The organism is Parapedobacter flavus (assembly GCF_035818675.1).
Classification (GTDB): domain Bacteria; phylum Bacteroidota; class Bacteroidia; order Sphingobacteriales; family Sphingobacteriaceae; genus Parapedobacter; species Parapedobacter flavus.
This window is the reverse complement of record NZ_JAYKZZ010000004.1, coordinates 99,250-116,515: the sequence shown is the minus strand read 5'-3', so window position 1 is coordinate 116,515 and position 17,266 is coordinate 99,250. Positions and strand designations below refer to the sequence as shown.

At 46.5% G+C, this 17,266-nt stretch carries 18 protein-coding genes; 15 read left to right on the top strand and 3 right to left on the bottom strand.

Going from position 1 to position 17,266, the window contains the following annotated elements:
• Positions 1-17: 17 nt before the first annotated feature.
• Positions 18-2,360, bottom strand: coding sequence for a TonB-dependent receptor (locus U9S71_RS04045; protein WP_326325447.1), 2,343 nt, complete (start codon positions 2,358-2,360; stop codon positions 18-20).
• Between the two features lie 118 nt (positions 2,361-2,478).
• On the opposite strand from U9S71_RS04045, the gene U9S71_RS04040 reads away from it, so the two are divergent.
• Positions 2,479-2,994 carry a hypothetical protein gene (locus U9S71_RS04040; RefSeq protein WP_326325446.1) on the top strand — a complete coding sequence of 172 codons (516 nt, stop codon included), beginning with the start codon at positions 2,479-2,481 and terminating at the stop codon, positions 2,992-2,994.
• Between the two features lie 26 nt (positions 2,995-3,020).
• Entirely contained in the window at positions 3,021-3,362 is a 342-nt protein-coding gene (locus U9S71_RS04035) for a type II toxin-antitoxin system VapC family toxin (protein ID WP_326325445.1), read from the top strand.
• A 63-nt stretch (positions 3,363-3,425) separates the two neighbouring features.
• Here the strand turns inward: U9S71_RS04035 and U9S71_RS04030 are convergent, their stop codons facing one another.
• Positions 3,426-4,172, bottom strand: a complete 747-nt coding sequence (locus U9S71_RS04030) for a hypothetical protein (RefSeq protein WP_326325443.1) — start codon at positions 4,170-4,172, stop codon at positions 3,426-3,428.
• Between the two features lie 262 nt (positions 4,173-4,434).
• Between U9S71_RS04030 and U9S71_RS04025 the strand changes: the two genes are divergently transcribed.
• Complete coding sequence (locus U9S71_RS04025) at positions 4,435-4,947, top strand: hypothetical protein (protein WP_326325442.1); 513 nt, start codon at positions 4,435-4,437, stop codon at positions 4,945-4,947.
• A 39-nt stretch (positions 4,948-4,986) separates the two neighbouring features.
• On the opposite strand, the gene U9S71_RS04020 is transcribed toward U9S71_RS04025, so the two are convergent.
• Positions 4,987-5,574 (bottom strand): outer membrane beta-barrel protein, encoded by a 588-nt coding sequence (locus tag U9S71_RS04020; protein WP_326325441.1) that lies wholly within the window; start codon positions 5,572-5,574, stop codon positions 4,987-4,989.
• A 470-nt stretch (positions 5,575-6,044) separates the two neighbouring features.
• Here U9S71_RS04020 and U9S71_RS04015 point away from each other — a divergent pair, with 470 nt between their 5' ends.
• The 12 genes from U9S71_RS04015 (at position 6,045) to U9S71_RS03960 (ending at position 17,260) form a co-directional block, all read left to right on the top strand.
• Positions 6,045-7,349, top strand: coding sequence for a hypothetical protein (locus tag U9S71_RS04015; RefSeq protein ID WP_326325440.1), 1,305 nt, complete (start codon positions 6,045-6,047; stop codon positions 7,347-7,349).
• Positions 7,350-7,360: 11 nt separating this feature from the next.
• The gene (locus U9S71_RS04010) at positions 7,361-8,266 is read left to right on the top strand and encodes a hypothetical protein (protein ID WP_326325439.1); all 906 of its coding nucleotides are present in this window, start codon (positions 7,361-7,363) and stop codon (positions 8,264-8,266) included.
• A 101-nt stretch (positions 8,267-8,367) separates the two neighbouring features.
• The gene (locus tag U9S71_RS04005) at positions 8,368-8,499 is read left to right on the top strand and encodes a hypothetical protein (RefSeq protein WP_326325438.1); all 132 of its coding nucleotides are present in this window, start codon (positions 8,368-8,370) and stop codon (positions 8,497-8,499) included.
• 76 nt (positions 8,500-8,575) lie between these two features.
• Positions 8,576-9,466, top strand: coding sequence for a hypothetical protein (locus U9S71_RS04000; RefSeq protein ID WP_326325436.1), 891 nt, complete (start codon positions 8,576-8,578; stop codon positions 9,464-9,466).
• Positions 9,467-9,788: 322 nt separating this feature from the next.
• On the top strand, positions 9,789-10,283 hold the full coding sequence (locus tag U9S71_RS03995) for a hypothetical protein (protein WP_326325435.1): 495 nt from the start codon (positions 9,789-9,791) through the stop codon (positions 10,281-10,283).
• A gap of 678 nt (positions 10,284-10,961) precedes the next feature.
• On the top strand, positions 10,962-11,561 hold the full coding sequence (locus U9S71_RS03990; RefSeq protein ID WP_326325434.1) for a hypothetical protein: 600 nt from the start codon (positions 10,962-10,964) through the stop codon (positions 11,559-11,561).
• Positions 11,562-11,806: 245 nt separating this feature from the next.
• Positions 11,807-12,421 carry a hypothetical protein gene (locus tag U9S71_RS03985; RefSeq protein WP_326325432.1) on the top strand — a complete coding sequence of 205 codons (615 nt, stop codon included), beginning with the start codon at positions 11,807-11,809 and terminating at the stop codon, positions 12,419-12,421.
• A 177-nt stretch (positions 12,422-12,598) separates the two neighbouring features.
• Entirely contained in the window at positions 12,599-13,711 is a 1,113-nt protein-coding gene (locus U9S71_RS03980) for a hypothetical protein (protein WP_326325431.1), read from the top strand.
• A 197-nt stretch (positions 13,712-13,908) separates the two neighbouring features.
• On the top strand, positions 13,909-15,240 hold the full coding sequence (locus U9S71_RS03975; protein ID WP_326325429.1) for a hypothetical protein: 1,332 nt from the start codon (positions 13,909-13,911) through the stop codon (positions 15,238-15,240).
• A gap of 1 nt (position 15,241) precedes the next feature.
• Positions 15,242-16,117 carry a hypothetical protein gene (locus tag U9S71_RS03970; protein WP_326325428.1) on the top strand — a complete coding sequence of 292 codons (876 nt, stop codon included), beginning with the start codon at positions 15,242-15,244 and terminating at the stop codon, positions 16,115-16,117.
• Positions 16,118-16,316: 199 nt separating this feature from the next.
• Positions 16,317-16,517 carry a hypothetical protein gene (locus U9S71_RS03965; protein WP_326325427.1) on the top strand — a complete coding sequence of 67 codons (201 nt, stop codon included), beginning with the start codon at positions 16,317-16,319 and terminating at the stop codon, positions 16,515-16,517.
• Between the two features lie 152 nt (positions 16,518-16,669).
• Positions 16,670-17,260 (top strand): hypothetical protein, encoded by a 591-nt coding sequence (locus tag U9S71_RS03960; RefSeq protein ID WP_326325426.1) that lies wholly within the window; start codon positions 16,670-16,672, stop codon positions 17,258-17,260.
• Positions 17,261-17,266 lie beyond the last annotated feature (6 nt).

Genomic DNA, 17,266 nt, shown 5'->3' with positions numbered 1-17,266 from the left:
TCCAACAAATGTATAAACTAAAATTCAATCCGATAGCTCACATTAAACAGCGATGTCGCCGGGCGGTACGGTTCTATCGAGCCGGTTTTGATATTATAGCGGTGTTCGATATATTCCTGCTGACCGGTTGCGTTGACACTTTTCAGGGCAAATTCGTGCGCCATCCGCCGCCTGTTCAGCTTATAGCTTACGGAAAAATCACCGATGAGCATGGGGTCGAATTGATGGGCGAACATGCGGGTTTCATCATACTGCACGGTGTTGTCGGGATGGGCGAGCGTGGCTTCTACGTCTACCGGTGTATACCGTTTCCCTCCCATCACCGTAGCCTTCAGGTTTACCCCCAGCATATTCCGCCCCATCACCCATTCCTTGCCGATGAGGCCATTCAGCACAAACCGCCTATTATAACGGGTGTTATACCACGCTCCATCACCGCCCCGGTATTTCGAGTCGAAGAGCGAGCCCGTAACCATGTAATAGAGCCCTTTGTTCATGTATTTCTCAAACGTCACATCGATGCCATAGTTCCGGCCTTTGCCGTCATCAACCAACGTCTCGGTAAGGTAATAGTCCGTCCGGTTCAGCAAGGAATAGGATCCGCCGGCCGTCACCGGCACATCGAACAGGGATTGGTAATACGGTTCGATTTTGAGGTTCATATCCGGCGAGATGCGGTATACATACGCCAGCATCAGGTGATGGCTTTTCGTAAAGGCCAGCTGGTTATTGGGTAGGTTACCCTCCACATCGCGCACAAAATACACATCGGGCTTTTCCATGCGGCTATGCAGCCCATACCCCAAGGCGAAAGAACTGCGCGGAGCGACTTGCCACTTGATGCTGGTGCGGGGCTCCACGGTGGTATGGCTATTTAACGTGAGGTGCTGCGCATTTAAGCCAGCCGAAAGTACCACTTGCTTTCCCAGCTTGATTTTCGAACTCGCGTAAGCCGACACCAAATTGGTATGGCTATTGGCTGCCGCGAAATTCTGGAGGGCTTCACCCCGTACCGGAGCGAAATCGAGGTGCATATCATAGCCGACATTCGTTAACGTTATCCCCGCTTTATGGGTATGGCGCGCATTGGCTTTATGGGTCACGGCTGTGGTGAGCACCAGGTTTGTGGTGCTGGCGGTCAGGTCTGTCCGGGGGCTGCTGCTTCCGTCCAGGCCGTGGAATGCCTCATCCACCCGGTTTCCCAGGTAAGTGGCCGCCAGCGTTGTTTCCAACGACGTTTTCCTATTTCCGAACAAGAAGCTGTGTGATAGTCCGCCTGCACCGGACCGTTGGTTCGCACCGGCGAGGAACCCATCTTCAATATATTTCCAATCGGCCCTATCCTCCAGGATGGGGGCTACCTCATCAATGAATCCCGTTCCCCACACGGACAGCGTCCCCGCCTTCTCCGTGGGGAAATTGAATTTGAAATTCAAATCCTGGTACCCCAGTGTGCCCCCCATCCCTTCCTTCCCACGCAGTTGTTCCAGCAACTTGGTCGTTGAATAGCGGTAGTTGATGAGGTATGACGATCGTTTTTCCCGGCTTATGGGTCCTTCGGAGGCAAAGTCGATGCCCAGTATCCCCAGCTGGAATATGTGTTCGTAGTTTTGGCTGTTGCCATTGCGCAGTTTCATGTCGAATACGCCGGAGACCGCATTGTTGTAGGCTGCGGGAAATGCGCCGCTGAAAAAGTCGGAATTCCCCAGCACGTTTGCACTTAGTGCCGACAAAAAACCGCCGCCAAGCACATCGAGGTCGGCGAAATGGTTTGGGTTCGGTATTTCCACGCCCTCCAGGCGCCATTGTAGCAGGGCGGGCGCATTGCCCCGTACTGAAATGCCGTTATTTGAAATGCTGGGTGTGGCAACGCCGGCATAAGCGCTCACCAATCGGGCGGGGTCGTCCATCCCACCGGCAAAGCGGCGGGCTTCTTCCACACTAAACATTTGCGCACCGAGCAGTGCCATGTCGTTCAGCGAGCCCGCTTTGTCTACGTTCGGACCGACGGTTACCTCATCAAGTGCAATCGGGCTTTGAACCAAGCCGATGTTTAGCTGAACGGCTCTAGCCGACCCCACCAGTACCTCTTTAACAACGGCAGTCTCGTAGCCCATTCGGCTAACCGTAACCGTATACCGGCCGATGGGCACCTCGTCCAAAATGAACCTCCCCTTTTCATCGGTCGCCGCGACCTTTTGCCTACCGGCTAGTTCTACCTTGGCCGAATACAGCGGCTCGCCCGATGCCCTATCGGTAACCGTGCCGCGAATGGTTTGTGTTAACTGTTCATTGCTTTGTGAAAACCCCATCAGTGGCAGCAATAATGCCAGTACCACTGTCAACCTTAACTTCTGCATCTCTCCAACGTTTATGTTTCATCCATTAACGTCACAAAGTAATCAGCTTTGGAAGGCAGATTTAGATTAATAGACAAGCGGGTGCAATTCGTATACTAAACGTGGGGGATGCATATACATGAATCATGACTTCTTTGCCCTCTCTTATGAAGGGGAGCCTTTAAAATCCTTCTACGACAAAGAAGTAGCCGAGTGGACGGATAATATCGAACGAGGAAATCCTGTTCCCTCAGCGCAAATACATTGGCAAGTTGGAAGCCAAGATAGCACGTCTCGAAGGCAACGAGGCATAGAAACATCCAATACTTTTCGTAGTTTTGTAGGTGACCCTCGGTTTTCGTCCCGATGTAAATTAGGAGCACCGGATAGGAATGTGAGGAAGATAAAAGAGAAATTAGAAAAGGAGCAGGCTATGGTAACCGAAGCAAGGAAACTACATGTAATCGAAGAGCTACTTAAGCTAAACAATGACACCATCTTAAAAGAAGTTGAAGCATTGTTAAAGAAAGCACCCATTTCCCCAAAAACAACCAAATTATCTGAGCGATTTGCAGGCAAGCTATCTTCCAAGACGGCTAAGCAATTACAAGAGCATATTATCAAAAGCCGAAATGAATGGGAGCGCGATATTTAATAGATAGTAATAGTGTAATCTATTATTTGGAAGGCAGTCTCCCTGCAACAGGGATGTCATTTATGGATAATGTGATTAATGACATCCCCAATATTTCCATCGTCACCAAGATAGAGGTATTGGGATTCAAAATGAGCAATCAAGATGCGCGATTAATGCGGGATTTTGTTGATGCTGCTAACGTGATCGGTTTGACTGATGCTATTGCCGATAAAACCATAGAACTCCGCAAAAGCCAAAAAATAAAATTGCCAGACGCAGTAATAGCCGCAACCGCGCTTTTCCATGGGTTGGCACTGATTAGCCGAAACCTATCCGACTTCAAAAAAATCCCTGATTTGGAAGTGATTAGCCCACATGATATGTAGCCGCGCCTAGTGAAATTCCGATAAAGGAGGACGAACATGGTAGGGTGTTAAAACAGGCCTGTACTATTCGACTGCCGACTCCGATGCAGCAAGCTCCTTCCGCGTTTGGCTATAACGGCAAACCATACCCACAAAATACAGTACCATCGTGTATCCCGCCCCAAGACTGACGAAATTCCCGAAATGCGGCCCCCTGTAAAACGACAGGGCAAGCACCACCAGCGAGGCCGCGACCAAAAGCACAACTCCTATAACTGCTATTACATACGCCGTTTTTGATTCATAGAACGATCTACTCATCCTGATCTTAGTCCCTTCCCTCCCACCGAAACAATTGCGCTCTGCCACCCTTTGAACAAAGTCCTTCCGAAAACGTGTAAAATCATCTTTACCGGCATACCACCCGCGATACAACTTGATAACCCGGCCGGCCGTTAATTTGATTTTAAATACCTGATAATTTTTTTCCGGTTGATACAAGTACTCGGTTACCTCCGTCCATTTGATGTCCTCATCGGGCCGCCAATTTCCCGGAAACTGCGTTTCCCAAACTCTCCGGATGCCCTCGTCGTCCATGGTAATCACCATTTTGGCCGTTGCGAAATATTGAGTTAAAAGAAACACCAATCCAAATAAACCTAGCATCAACAGTACGACCCAGGGGCCATTGGATGGCAATACACCCATCTCCTTTAGATATAACATAAGCCCTATGCCACCAAAAATTACCCCAAAAGCCACAGCCGCATATCGCCATGGCGACGTCTGCCAGATGGTGTAGCTATTGGTATTGAGGGGTGAAGTGTTCATGACCGTCTGCATTGCAGTGGCTATTGCTATGGGGCTCAAAATAACCAAAAAAAAGGAGTCTTTAAAGACTCTCCCCTGAGAAAATGACGTCACGACGGGTTCCGGTTATGCCGCAACGGGTTCCGGTTATGCCGACATGGGTTCCGGTTATGCCGACATAGGTTCCGGTTATGCCGACATAGGTTCCGGTCACGCCGAAACGGACTCATATGAAGTCAACATGGGTTGAGGTCACGCCAAAACGGACTCATGTGAAGCCGACATGGGTTCCGGTCACGCCACAACGGACTCCTGTGAAGCCGACATGGGTTCGGGTTACGCCGAAACGGACTCCTGTGAAGCCGACATGGGTTCAAGTCACGCCGGAACGGACCCATGTGAAGCCGACATGGGTTCAAGTCACGCCGGAACGGACTCGTGTGAAGCCGACATCGGTTCGGGTCACGCCAAAACGGACTCGTGTGAAGCCGACATCGGTTCGGGTCACGCGGGAACGGGCTCATGTGAAGCCAGCATGGGTTGGGGTCACGCTGGAACGGACTCATGTGAAGCCAACATGGGTTCTGGTCACGCCGGAACGGGTTCAGGCGAGGCCCACAAGGGTTCGGGGCGGCGTATCATCGACTCCTTACGGCGTATCATGGACCCGTTGCGGCATATCATGAACCCAAAATTTGCCGTTCAGCTATTACTGGACGAAGCTGATTCCTGCTTACGGCTGTGTGTGGTGTTTTATCCGCCAGCGATACCGGTTAGCGGCCACCCTCTGGGGTAATACAGTACAAATATTTAATAACTCCCCATAATCACCAAATCAGAAACGATACGAGATACCAACCGACGCCCCTCCTGTTATGAGCCGTTGTTGGTAACGGTCTCCTTTAAAAGCCAACAACGCATAATTTTTAACCTGCGGAGCGACGGACAACCCCCATGGGCCGAACGCATGCCGAGCACCTACTGCGATCGTGAAGCCTACACCGCTTTGATTGTCCATATTAGCATCTCCGTTCACTTGGAAATCGATGTCGGGCCCTCCATGGATGAAAAACCATTCGCCGATATTCCATTGAACATGCAGCGGAACCGACAAAATCGAAATACGTATATCTTGTCTAACCTGCTCGGGCATTGGAGCGCCCACCAATGTTAAGTGATGGTCGCTATAGTCTAACCCCGAAATCAACTGAAGTCGGTTACCTATGGTATACCCATACCGTATGCCGCCAGAAAATGACAGCCCTCCCTCACTACCCCCACTCCCGTCAAGCGATTCAAACCGATATAGGCCATTGCTACCTATACCAAGGTGACCTGTTATCTCATGCCGCTCCTGTGCATACGCGCAGCTGGCCAGAATCATCAAATTAAATAAACTAAAAATAGTGGTAAATGTCTTCATACGATTGTAAGTTGTTGATGTCGTGTTTGACGTATGTTTTGCAACGAATCCAAAATTCTGCAACTACCCAGGTTCTTCCAGCCTTTTCCCTTTCAATTTCCGTATACTATACACATAACCCGCAACAGGTATCAAAACGATAAGCAGCATCCAAAACTGATACCGCCGTGCATAACGGAAAGACGCTTGTACAGCGAATCGGACGCAGAGGTAAACATGTAGCATCACTAAGACACTTAAAACCAAAGAGCTATCTATTCCCATAAATCAAATATATGGGGAATAAACCGAAAATAAAAGACAAAAAGCTCCCTACATGGCTTCAAGATGAGTTTTTCCACTTGCAAACCCCGGCGCGATTGCGTATCATTGTATCACTAGCACCAATTGATAGCACCATATGAATAAACTTTACCCCCCCCCGCAGAAAAAACGGAAGCGTTCACCGCTTAGTTAAAACCCTCATCACGATGTCTGTCGTTGCATTGTTGGTCGGGGCCTGTGCCAAGGATGAAGCCGTCGTCGACGCGCAGCCCGATGAACGGGACCCCATCACAGCGGCACGGTCCGCCTTTGAAAACAAACACGGAGGCCATGCGGATGGCAATACCACCGGTTCCCCGCAAAAACAGGGTAACCTCGACTGGGAAGAAGCCTTTACCACACACGGGCGGCAGACCATGTACGTGTTTGTCCCCATCCGGGCCGAAGAAACCTACTATGCCGGGGAACCCGGCGGAAGGCAACACCCCGTAACCGCACGGCTCCGGGCTTCCAACACCGATGGGAAATGGGCATTCGACCTGGTGCTTTACATCCCCGAGGGAAATGGCTGGGAAGCATCCGGAGAATTCACCGGAACAGCCATCGCCGAGGCATGGTTCGGCGGCCGTAGCCGGATGGCCCACTTCTACGACGGTAGGCTACTCGCCAACGGCCACGGACCCGATGGCCGCATCACCAAATTGATGGGAACAACCTGTTACACCACAACGGTATCGGCCTATGTCAACGGGGTACTGAACACCACCCATACATCCACCACGTGCATCGGATCGGGAGGCCCCGGCCCCGACGATGGATGGGGGCCACTCCCCGAACCGGACCCAAGGATAGGTAATGAGGACGACACATCGCCAACCTACTACACAAGGGACATTATCAATCAGATAGACGACCTCTGCTTGAAACAGACGATAGACAAGGCGTTAACCTATTCAGCATCGGCAATGGACCTAATATCCGATATTATCAAAGAACTGGATGGAAATGTCGGTCTTCAAATTGACATTAATGTGGTCGATGGTATTACGCCAAAAGGCAAACCCGGGGAAGCAGCGGGGCAAGACTTAACTTCGGTTGGAGGTATTCCAACAATATTTAAAGCAACGATTATACTGCACGAAGGATATATGCCGGATGCATCCCAAGAAGGAGCAGTTTCAATTTTTATACATGAGGTGTTGCATGCCTATCTATCAAAAGCAGAACTTCTCAACAGCACGGGAAAAACCGATCAGCACCAAACTATGGCTACAAAATACGTAGGTCCAATGGCTAGCTATCTGCAGGGTTTGTTTGGCATCTCAAAGCTCGACGCATTTTCATTGGCTTGGAGCGGACTGACTTACACGGGTGCTTACGCTAACGTATCGTCATTCGATATCGACGGAAACTCCTACTTGAAAGATGATATTGTACAAGCTGCTGCAAAGTATATGGGTAGAGGTGCGGATGGAAACCTATTAGATGGAACAGAGCTATGCGAAAATTAAAAATTACTGTAATGAAGGTTTGCATATTGAAATTTATACTTATTAGTTGGAGCCTGCATATCACTATTGGATCATTAGCTCAAGAGAAAAAATATATTATGTTGGATATGCTCGATAGTCTATACGATGTCAACCATTATTCACTTAATACACAGGAGTTGTATGGAGTAGACGAGACTATAGAGTTGTATAATATTCATTACGTTGGTTTAGTTTTGTTTTCTGTCTTACCAGACTTCACCAGCGATAAAAATTGGAGTGAGGTGAATTTAGCAGAAATCGAAAATCAAATTTTTGATGAAAAATCTTTTCGGCATGAAATGGGCAGCCGCATTCCATCTGGAGATGACAACAGCAAGAAAACGTTACAATACGCCTTAGTAAAAACTCAGGGAGATAAATATTTCAAGAGTAATTATTGCTTGACCGAGTTTTTCTTCGTCGATACCTACCCCTCTCCATTCAACACACCATATGGGACGATTAATATCGGACAAGATATCCTAAGTATCCAACAAATGATGAATGTTTATTGGAAAGCACTAAACATTCCTGAACGTCTGCCTTTCCCATTGGATGTTCGGAAATTAGGCGGCACGTTGCTACTACCGAACAGGCGTATACTTCAGCGAGAATATATGTCACGAGAGCTAAAAATAAACGATGAAAGAGCCTACCAGTTTTGGACATTTACGGATTGGAATACCCATGATGGTTACAACCTCCATCGTGGCGTGGACCGTTTCATCTACATACCGGATAAAGGTATCGTTGCGGGGTCATATGATTTCTACTTTCTATTTGAACAAAACTGGTCGTTCATCGAGAAAGGACGGGTTAGGCATAATAAAACCAAGGAAGAGCTTTGGCAGAACGTGCTGGAAGAAAAAGTGATGCTGGCTGAGGAACTGAAATGAAAAATGGGGGAACACCGGTATCCGTATATGTTGACAAGCGTGCTTTGGATATCGGTGAATTAAGGTACGGAAGCGTTCACCGCTAAGTTAAAACCCTAATCATGATGTCGGTCGTTGCATTATTGGTCGGGTCCTGTGCCAAGGATGAAGCCGTCGTTGACGCGCAGCCCGATGAACGGGACCCTATCGCAGCCGCACGGCCCGCCTTTGAAAGCGATCTTTGTGATGATTAATTATATAATGACCATGCGAGCATTCATTTTAAAACTAATAATCACCGGTTGCTGTTCTGGGGTTATACTCGAATCTATGGCACAGAAGGGAAAGATACAATACGTGATGCTCGACATGCTGGACAGCTTGGACAAGCACAGTAAGTGGGACAAGCTGTACCGATATACGTTGAAAACCGAAGAATTATACGGGGTGGACGAGACCATTGAGATGTATAATTTCTATTTTGGGAGTACCCTTATCCTGTTTTCCGTGCTGCCGGACTTCACCAGCGAGGAGAATTGGAGTGAGGTATCGATGGATGATATCCGCGATGTCGTAATAAACAACGAAAAAGGGCTCAATGAGGCCATGGAGCCATACATGACTGGCCCTAGCCGGGCCAAGAAAACTAAAACTCATTTGTTTAGGTTGGTGAAGCGCGAAGGCGGGAAGTATTTCACGAGCAATTTTTGCCTGACGGAGTTTTTCTATGTGGTGCATCATTCCTCGCGGTTCAATGTACCCTATGGCACACTCAATACCGGTCAGGAACTGATAACCATCAAAGAGATGAAACGGGTGTTTGAGGAAGGAAAGGAGTTCCCGGGCTCACGACACTTTCCACTTGATATTCGAACATCTAGTGATTCGTTTTATACACCGAACACCAACTTAGAACACTGGTGGCTGGTTCAACACGAGTATCTTTCGCGGATGTTTGATATAAACGACGAAAAAGCCTACCAGTTCTGGTCGTTTACGGACTGGCGGGGGCAGGACAACCTGAAACTCCACCGGGGCATTGACCGGTTTGTCTACATGCCCGAAAGAGGGATTGTTGCAGGCTCCTACGATTTTTGGTTTCTATTCGTAAATAGCTGGTCGTTCATCGAAAATGGTCGGGACAGACATAATAAAACCAATGAAGAGCTTTGGCAAAATGTATTGCAAGAAAAAGTCATGCTGGCCGAGGAACTGAAATGAAAAGTGGGGAACACCGGTATTCGTATAAGTTGACAAACGTGCTTTGGATATCGGTGAATTGAGGTGCGGAAGCGCTCACCGTTAAGTTAAAACCCTCATAACGATGTCTGTCGTTGCATTGTTGGTCGGGTCCTGTGCCATGGATGAAGCCGTCGTTGACGCGCAGCCCGATGAACGGGACCCCGGATAGGTAATGAGGATGATGGAAAATTTCGGCACATACTTCGAAGAATTGGGATTTGGTTTTAATGTACAGTATCAAATTAATCAACTAATCCAATCTCGTCTCTATTATGAGTGGGACCTCCAGAATGAATAAGCTATGTATAACACACTATTAATTCGATTACTATTACTCTTCACAATAATTACCGCCTGCGACAATCCTTCCCAAAAGTCAGTCGAGGCGAACCAGTACAAATTGACGACCGCTGATACAGTCAACATACTCCAAGCAGCTTTGGGTTCCAAAAGCACATTTTTGCACGCCGGAAGAACTCATACGGTTGGCCTAGGACAATTGATTGATACTTATCCTTTAGACACCGTACTTTTTATACAAAATGACTACATTCCGCATGAATTACCAATAACGATTCCTGGTAAAATCATCCGATTTGTTGATGAACCGAAGGGTTACCCCAAGAGTGGATACATACCAATTGATATCGATATTCATGTTTATGCCCTTTCCATTACAAAGGATTCGGCGCACTGTGCTATCTATTCGGCCGTGTTCGGAACGATATTGGATTGCGAAATGGAAAAGAATAAATCTGTTTGGGTTATAACGAAAGTAGAACAAATGCAAGAATAAAAGCAATGCAAGTAGATATGGAGAAAGTGAGATATATAGTTTGGCCAATTCTTGGCCTTATGATAATGACGTCGTGCCAAAACGTTCCAACCGACACTACTCAAAGACCTTCTTTTGACAGTATCGGCATTACCGAGCGAACCTATACATTAAAAGACACAATAAACATATTGCGTGCAATCTTTTCGTATCATGACACATCAACTCAGGCAGACAATTGGAGCCCTTTCACAAATATTCCGGATGATACGGTGAATATTTGGGTCTCCCCCCTGGCATTACCTTCCTCATTAGACTTTATTAAATTGGGTGGTAGGCACTATGTATTTTCTATCAAAAACATGAAGGAGATTGTAAAGAGTCCCAAAAACACATCTATTTTTTTATCGAGTTTAAAGATTTTCGATAACGCGTCCATGGTCGGGTTCATCAATAGTGAAACACTTGCAACTGTTCATTATAAATTGAAGTATGTATACGGAAAATGGAAAGTTTTTATCCTATCTAGACTCCCCCCACCTAACTCGTGATAAATCACTTCAGCTGTCTCAACGAATTACAGAGCTAATACAGACGGGGGGACAAATCGACCTAAACAAAGATTGATTGCCAATGCTTCGAACGAATCCGCAACAGCTACTATCATACAAGGTTCTGTAATCCATAAAAGAAAACGAAATGAACAAGTTGATGATTGCATTATTTTTCCTTCTCACGTTGACTTTAGAAGATCAAGCGCAGGAGAAACGGCTTGACGCACAAAACAAGGAGGCTGATATCAGTGTACATGAAGAAATAGCACGGCTTCTCTGGACAAATCTGGACCGGCGATTCTATGATATATCTGATGAAACCCCGCAACATTTTATTTTCAGTATCCGATTTGATATTGATTCAAAAGGTTCGATAACCGCCGTTGAAAACAGTGTAAGCATGCGCGAGGCATTCGATGGAATCGCTGATAGCCTGTATGAAGAAATTGACAAAGAATTATTTGTAAGAACGAAGTACCGAAATACACGCGTCGTTGTGCCGATTATGATTTTTATCGTGCAGGGATCGACTCCCATTGATTATAACGCCACATTAGCAGGATTAGAAAATATGTGGAGCTATGATTGCACCAATAATGACATTAAACCAACGATTTTTTTCCCTCCGATATATCGCGCTACGGCTAAATTTATGGTTGATTTTACCGTAAGAAAAGAGGACTTAAATTCTTACGAAGCGAATAGGCTAACAAAAGATTTGCCAGAGAACAAGAGTAAGAATTGAATAGCTATTATTGTTCTGACATTTATTTTCGTAACAGATAATGTGGTGGCTGACGAGCGTCATACAAGGAACAGACCGAAATAAAAGAGATAAAGCACCTCGGCGTGACCTCGAGGTGGGCTGAGAGTGTAACACCAACTGTGTCACTGGATAAAACGAATAAATAGTTTTAAATTCGAAATATCAAGTGACATGTGAATAAACTTTACCGCCCCCCGCAGAAAACACGTTAAACAATCATAGAGATGGAATACAAGGCACGTCGTATTGCAATGCACCATAAACCTACTTATATAATGATACTTCTATTTGCCGCGATGATATTATGTAATAGCGGGCGGGCTCAAACCAATGCACAGATTGACAGCCTACACAAGGTAGTTGACCGGATGTTTTGGACAAATTCCGGACGGGCATTCTTGGATGAAGCTGACAAATCGCCCCAACATTTTCTTTTCAGCATTCGATTTGAATTGGATTCAAACGGTATGATAACCAACATCAAGAACAGCACGAATATGCATCAAGTATTTGACGAAACCTTAGCGGCTATTCGTGAAAACATCGCTATAGATATCTTTGCAAAAGCGGGGTATAACAATACACAAATCATTTTCCCCGTATTTGTGTTTATTCATCAGCTCCAAACGCCAATCAATTACGGCCAAACGTTTTTGGGTATAAAGGGTATCTGGAGGTATGGGGTTGACGACGTGGCCGCACCCAATGCCATCATCTTCCCTCCGATTTATCGGATTACCTCTAAATCGACTGTTCTCTTCGGTGATGTGGAGATGAATGGTCATCGTATAGAGGACAAATTGAAGAAGGACCTCCCATCTGATAATAAGAATAAGTAAGCTACTCAAAAGCGAAACGCATATTCGAGAGTAAAAGATTGCATCCTTTTGCAATTCCGGGCATGATTATGTATCATTGTATCACTAGTACCAATTGATTGCACCACATGAATAAACTTTACCGCCCCACGCAGAAAAAACGGAAGCGTTCACCGCTAAGTTAAAACCCTAATCACAATGTCTGTCATTGCATTGTTGGTCGGGTCCTGTGCCAAAGATGAAGCCGTCGTTGACGCGCACCCGATGAACGGGACCCCGTTGCAGCCGCACGGCCTGCCTTTGAAAGCGAGCTTTGTAATGATTAATTATATAATGACCATGCGAGCATTCATTTTAAAACTCATACTCACCGGTTGCTATTCTGGGATTATACTCGAATCTATGGCACAGAAGGAAAAGATACAATACGTGATGCTCGACATGCTGGACAGTCTGGACAAACACAGTAAGTGGGACAAGCTGCACCGATATACACTGAAAACCGAAGAACTGTATGGTGTTGACGAGACCATTGAAATGTATAACTTCTATTTTGGAAGCACGCTTTTTTTGTTTTCCGTGCTACCAGACTTCACCAGCGATAAAAACTGGAGTGAGGTAGCGCTAGCGGATATCCGTGACGTCGTTATAAACGACGAAAAAGAACTCTACAAAGCCATGAAAGCCTACATGACCGGGCCGAACCGCATTAAGGAAACTAAAACTCATTTGTTTAGGCTGGTGAAGCGGGAAGGCGGGAAGTATTTTAAGAGCAACTTTTGTCTGACGGAGTTTTTCTATGTGGTGCATTATTCCTCGAGGTTCAATGCGCCCTATGGCACCCTTAATACTGGCCAGGAACCAATAACCATCAAGGAGATGAAGCGGGTATTTGAAGACGGCAAGGAGTTCCATGCACCTAAGACGCTACCCTTCCCGCTTGATCTGAGAGGGGAGGTAGACAACAGATCGCTCGATAATCCCCCCGACACCTATCTAGATCACTGGTGGGTCGTGGAACGGCAGTATCTTTCCCGAGAGCGTGAAATCAATGGTGAAAAGGCTTACCAATTTTGGTCGTTTACGGATTGGCGCGGGTCAGACAACTTGAAACTCCACCGGGGTATTGATCGATTTATCTTCATGCCAGACAAGGGAATCGTTGCGGGTTCATACGATTTTTGGTTTTTATTCTTTGATACGTGGAATAATCCTCCAATAGAAAGAAGAAAACGAAACAATAAAACCAAAGAAGAATTGTGGCAGAATGTGCTGGAAGAAAAAGTGATGCTGGCCGAGGAACTAAAATAAAAAACGGGTAAAAACCGATATCCGTTTGAATTAAGAAGTATGCTTTGAACAAGATTGAGCGGCGGCATCCCTTGCAATTACCTGAACAATTCTGTATCATTGCATCATTAGCACCAATTGATTGCACCATATGAATAAACTCTCCCCCCCCGAAGAAAAACGGAAGTGTCTACCGCGTAGTTAACACCCTAATCACGATGTCTCTTGTTGCCTTGTTGGTCGGATCCTGTGCCAAGGACGAAGCCGTCGTCGATGCACGCCCGGATGCACAGGAACCCGCTATTGCGGCAAGGATCGCTTTTGAAAATCAGCATAGCGCCGGCTCTGCAGAGGCCGGCTCGCCGCAAAAAAAGGGCTACCTACTCTGGGAAGAGGCCTTTACCACACACGGCGGGAAGACCACGTATGTATTCGTCCCCATCCGGACTGGCGAAACCTATTATGCCGGGGAAACCGAGGGGAAACAGCATCCGGTAACCGCCCGGCTTCGGGCTTCCGCCACCGATGGGAAATGGGCATTCGACCTGGTGCTTTACATCCCTGAGGGCAATGGTTGGGAAGCGTCCGGCAGATTTACCGGAACAGCCATCGCCGAGGCATGGTTTGGTGGCCGCAGCCGGATGGCGCACTTCTACGACGGCAGGCTAATGGCCAACGGCCGCGGACCCGATGGCCGCATCACCAAACTGATGGGAACAACCTGCTACACCACCACCGTATCGGCCTATGTAAACGGCATGCTAAACACCACCTATACATCCACAACGTGCATTGGTTCTGGAGGCCCCGGACAAGACGATGGATGGGGCCCACTCCCCGAACCGGACCCCAGAATAGGTAATGAGGATGACGGAAGTGGGGATGATACCCCAGAAAACAGAAACCTCACCTTGGATATTACCGATAAATTAAATGATTACCCTTGTGCCCAGGCATTAGTGGCGCAATTGACGACCCTCGACAATGGGTTGGCTAAATTGCTTGATGAAATTTTTGGAAATAGCGAAAATTTCAACGTTAACTTCGAGAGTTCTGATTTGTTAGCCGACGACGAGGATGGCACCGAAACCGGACAAGGACTATCCCTAGATAACTGGGACAATCCTACATACACTTCGACTATTAAATTGAACACCTTCATTTTAGAAAATGCCACTAAAGAATACATTTTAATAACGATGTATCATGAAGCATTACATTCTTTCTTAAGGGCTGAACGAAATCGGTTGGGAAGTACAGCATTCTCGACCAAATATCCGGGATTCACAGAATATGAGTATACTTACGGAAATGGCAAAAGGACGAAAAAATACAAAATAGCCCAAACCCATGCCAGGTTTGCTATTTATGTAGATGCTCTTACCGATGCGATTCAATCATTCAACCCCGATATGCCACTCGCATCCGCTAGGGCGATGGCCAAGATGGGGATCGTGGAGGATTCAAGTTTGAGTAATACAGAAAAAATATTGAATGGGAATGAAAGAGATGTCTCAACAGGCAATGCGAAAGGTACCAAATGTCCATAATATGAAGCAAATACTATTATTATCAGGGCTGATGTTGTCCAACATTTTTTATGCACAGGCCCAAAGCAGGAAATTCGTCATGCTCGATATGCTCGATTCCGTTTATCGAGTGGCCAAGTACACCTTGGATACAAAAGCGCTATACGGAACCGACCACCATATCGAACTGTACAATGTATGGCTCAGCAATGAGTTGGTACTCTTTTCGGTGTTACCCGATTTCAGCCGGAGTGGAGCTTGGGAGAAAGTAGATACCGCCAAACTGGAAGGCCGAATCCTGTCGAAAACAGATTTTCGCCGTGATATGCAAGAAAAGTATCTGGTGGAGGGGAGCGAAAAGAAATCAATGCATTATGCCCTTATAAAGCGTATGGACGGTGATTTTTACGTCAGCAAGAACTGCTTGCTTGAATATTTTAATATCCGCAATTATCCACCTGAATTACACACACCTTACGGGACCATCAATACCGGTCAATCAAAACTGACTATAAAAGAGATGGCGATCCTCTACCAACGGCACTTTCCCGATAGTCCCTTTCCGTTGGATATCCTCCAACAACCTGCCATGGGTGACCAGCTGCTGCTCAGGAGAGAGTATCTATCCAAACAATTTGAGCTGAACGGTGAAAAGGCCTATCAATTCTGGACTTTTATTGACTGGAACATGTCAGATGGGAGAAACACACAACGTGGTATCGACCGATTTATCTATATGCCGAGCAAGGGCATTGTAGGCGGTTCCTATGACTTTTATTTTTTCTTCAAAGCGAAGCTAGATTTTACACCGGACAAAGATCGTTACATCATTTCCATGAACCAATGGCAAGATAACATCATGGAAGAAAAAGTGATGCTGGCCGAGGAACTGAAATGAAAAAAAGGATGAAAACCGATATCCGCTTATCTTGACAAGTGTGTTTTGGATAGTGTTGAATTGAAGTATCCTCTTGCAAACCCCGGCACGATTGCGTATCATTGTATCACTAGCACCAATTGATTGCACCATATGAATAAACTTTACCCCCCCGCAGAAAAACGGAAGCGCTCACCGCTTAGTTAAAACCCTAATCACAATGTCTGTCGTTGCCTTGTTGGTCGGATCCTGTGCCAAGGATGAAGCCGTCGTTAACGCGCAGCCCGATGAACGGGACCCTATCGCAGCCGCACGGTTTGCCTTTGAAAACAAACGCGGAGACCATGCGGATGGATCCCTAACCGCCCGGCTCCATACCTCCGACACCGATGGGGAATGGGCACTCGACTTGGTGCTTTAGACAATTCGAAAGACACAAAATGTCAATGATATGAAACAAGTCATATTACTATCCGGGCTAATATTGTCAAGCATTTCTTATACCTCGGCCCAAAGCAGAAAATTCGTCATGTTCGATATGCTTGACTCTACATACCGGATTAATCAGTATGCTTGAAACAGACAATAGATAAGGCGTTAACCTATTCAGCATCGGCAATGGATTTGATCTCCGATATCATACAGGAATTGGACGGAAATGCAGGATTGAAAGTACTTGACATTACCGTAAAAGACGGGATAACCAGACAGGGCTTTCCCGGAGAAGCTCAGGATATGGAATTGATTAAAGTAAATGGCATTCCCAAGACATTCACTGGAACCATCGTACTCCATGAAGACTATATGCCGGATGTTTCACAGGAGGGGGCGGTAGCCATCTTCATACATGAGGTGTTACACGCATATATCGGGAAAACTGAACTTATCACTGGCGTGAAAGTCGATGACCATCAGACCATGGCTACAGAGTATGTTGGCCCAATGGCAGACTATTTACAGGGCTTGTTCGGTATCTCGGAATTCGATGCGTTTTCGTTGGCTTGGAGCGGATTAACCTACACAGGAGCTTACGCCAATGTATCTTCTTTCGATATTGACGGCAATACTTATCCTAAAGATGATATCATATACGCCGCTGCGAAGTACAAGGGACGGGGTGCTGACGGTAATCTTTTGGACGGCAAGGAGCTTTGTGACAATTAAAAAAAT

What these genes read in the sequence shown, in the direction of transcription:
- U9S71_RS04045 (WP_326325447.1), bottom strand. Translation starts at nt 2,360, where the DNA reads ATGCAGAAGTTAAGGTTGACAGTGGTACTGGCATTATTGCTGCCACTG.
- U9S71_RS04040 (WP_326325446.1), top strand. Translation starts at nt 2,479, where the DNA reads ATGAATCATGACTTCTTTGCCCTCTCTTATGAAGGGGAGCCTTTAAAA.
- U9S71_RS04030 (WP_326325443.1), bottom strand. Translation starts at nt 4,172, where the DNA reads ATGAACACTTCACCCCTCAATACCAATAGCTACACCATCTGGCAGACG.
- U9S71_RS04025 (WP_326325442.1), top strand. Translation starts at nt 4,435, where the DNA reads ATGGGTTCCGGTCACGCCACAACGGACTCCTGTGAAGCCGACATGGGT.
- U9S71_RS04020 (WP_326325441.1), bottom strand. Translation starts at nt 5,574, where the DNA reads ATGAAGACATTTACCACTATTTTTAGTTTATTTAATTTGATGATTCTG.
- U9S71_RS04015 (WP_326325440.1), top strand. Translation starts at nt 6,045, where the DNA reads ATGTCTGTCGTTGCATTGTTGGTCGGGGCCTGTGCCAAGGATGAAGCC.
- U9S71_RS04010 (WP_326325439.1), top strand. Translation starts at nt 7,361, where the DNA reads ATGAAGGTTTGCATATTGAAATTTATACTTATTAGTTGGAGCCTGCAT.
- U9S71_RS04005 (WP_326325438.1), top strand. Translation starts at nt 8,368, where the DNA reads ATGATGTCGGTCGTTGCATTATTGGTCGGGTCCTGTGCCAAGGATGAA.
- U9S71_RS04000 (WP_326325436.1), top strand. Translation starts at nt 8,576, where the DNA reads ATGGCACAGAAGGGAAAGATACAATACGTGATGCTCGACATGCTGGAC.
- U9S71_RS03995 (WP_326325435.1), top strand. Translation starts at nt 9,789, where the DNA reads ATGTATAACACACTATTAATTCGATTACTATTACTCTTCACAATAATT.
- U9S71_RS03990 (WP_326325434.1), top strand. Translation starts at nt 10,962, where the DNA reads ATGAACAAGTTGATGATTGCATTATTTTTCCTTCTCACGTTGACTTTA.
- U9S71_RS03985 (WP_326325432.1), top strand. Translation starts at nt 11,807, where the DNA reads ATGGAATACAAGGCACGTCGTATTGCAATGCACCATAAACCTACTTAT.
- U9S71_RS03980 (WP_326325431.1), top strand. Translation starts at nt 12,599, where the DNA reads ATGTCTGTCATTGCATTGTTGGTCGGGTCCTGTGCCAAAGATGAAGCC.
- U9S71_RS03975 (WP_326325429.1), top strand. Translation starts at nt 13,909, where the DNA reads ATGTCTCTTGTTGCCTTGTTGGTCGGATCCTGTGCCAAGGACGAAGCC.
- U9S71_RS03970 (WP_326325428.1), top strand. Translation starts at nt 15,242, where the DNA reads ATGAAGCAAATACTATTATTATCAGGGCTGATGTTGTCCAACATTTTT.
- U9S71_RS03965 (WP_326325427.1), top strand. Translation starts at nt 16,317, where the DNA reads ATGTCTGTCGTTGCCTTGTTGGTCGGATCCTGTGCCAAGGATGAAGCC.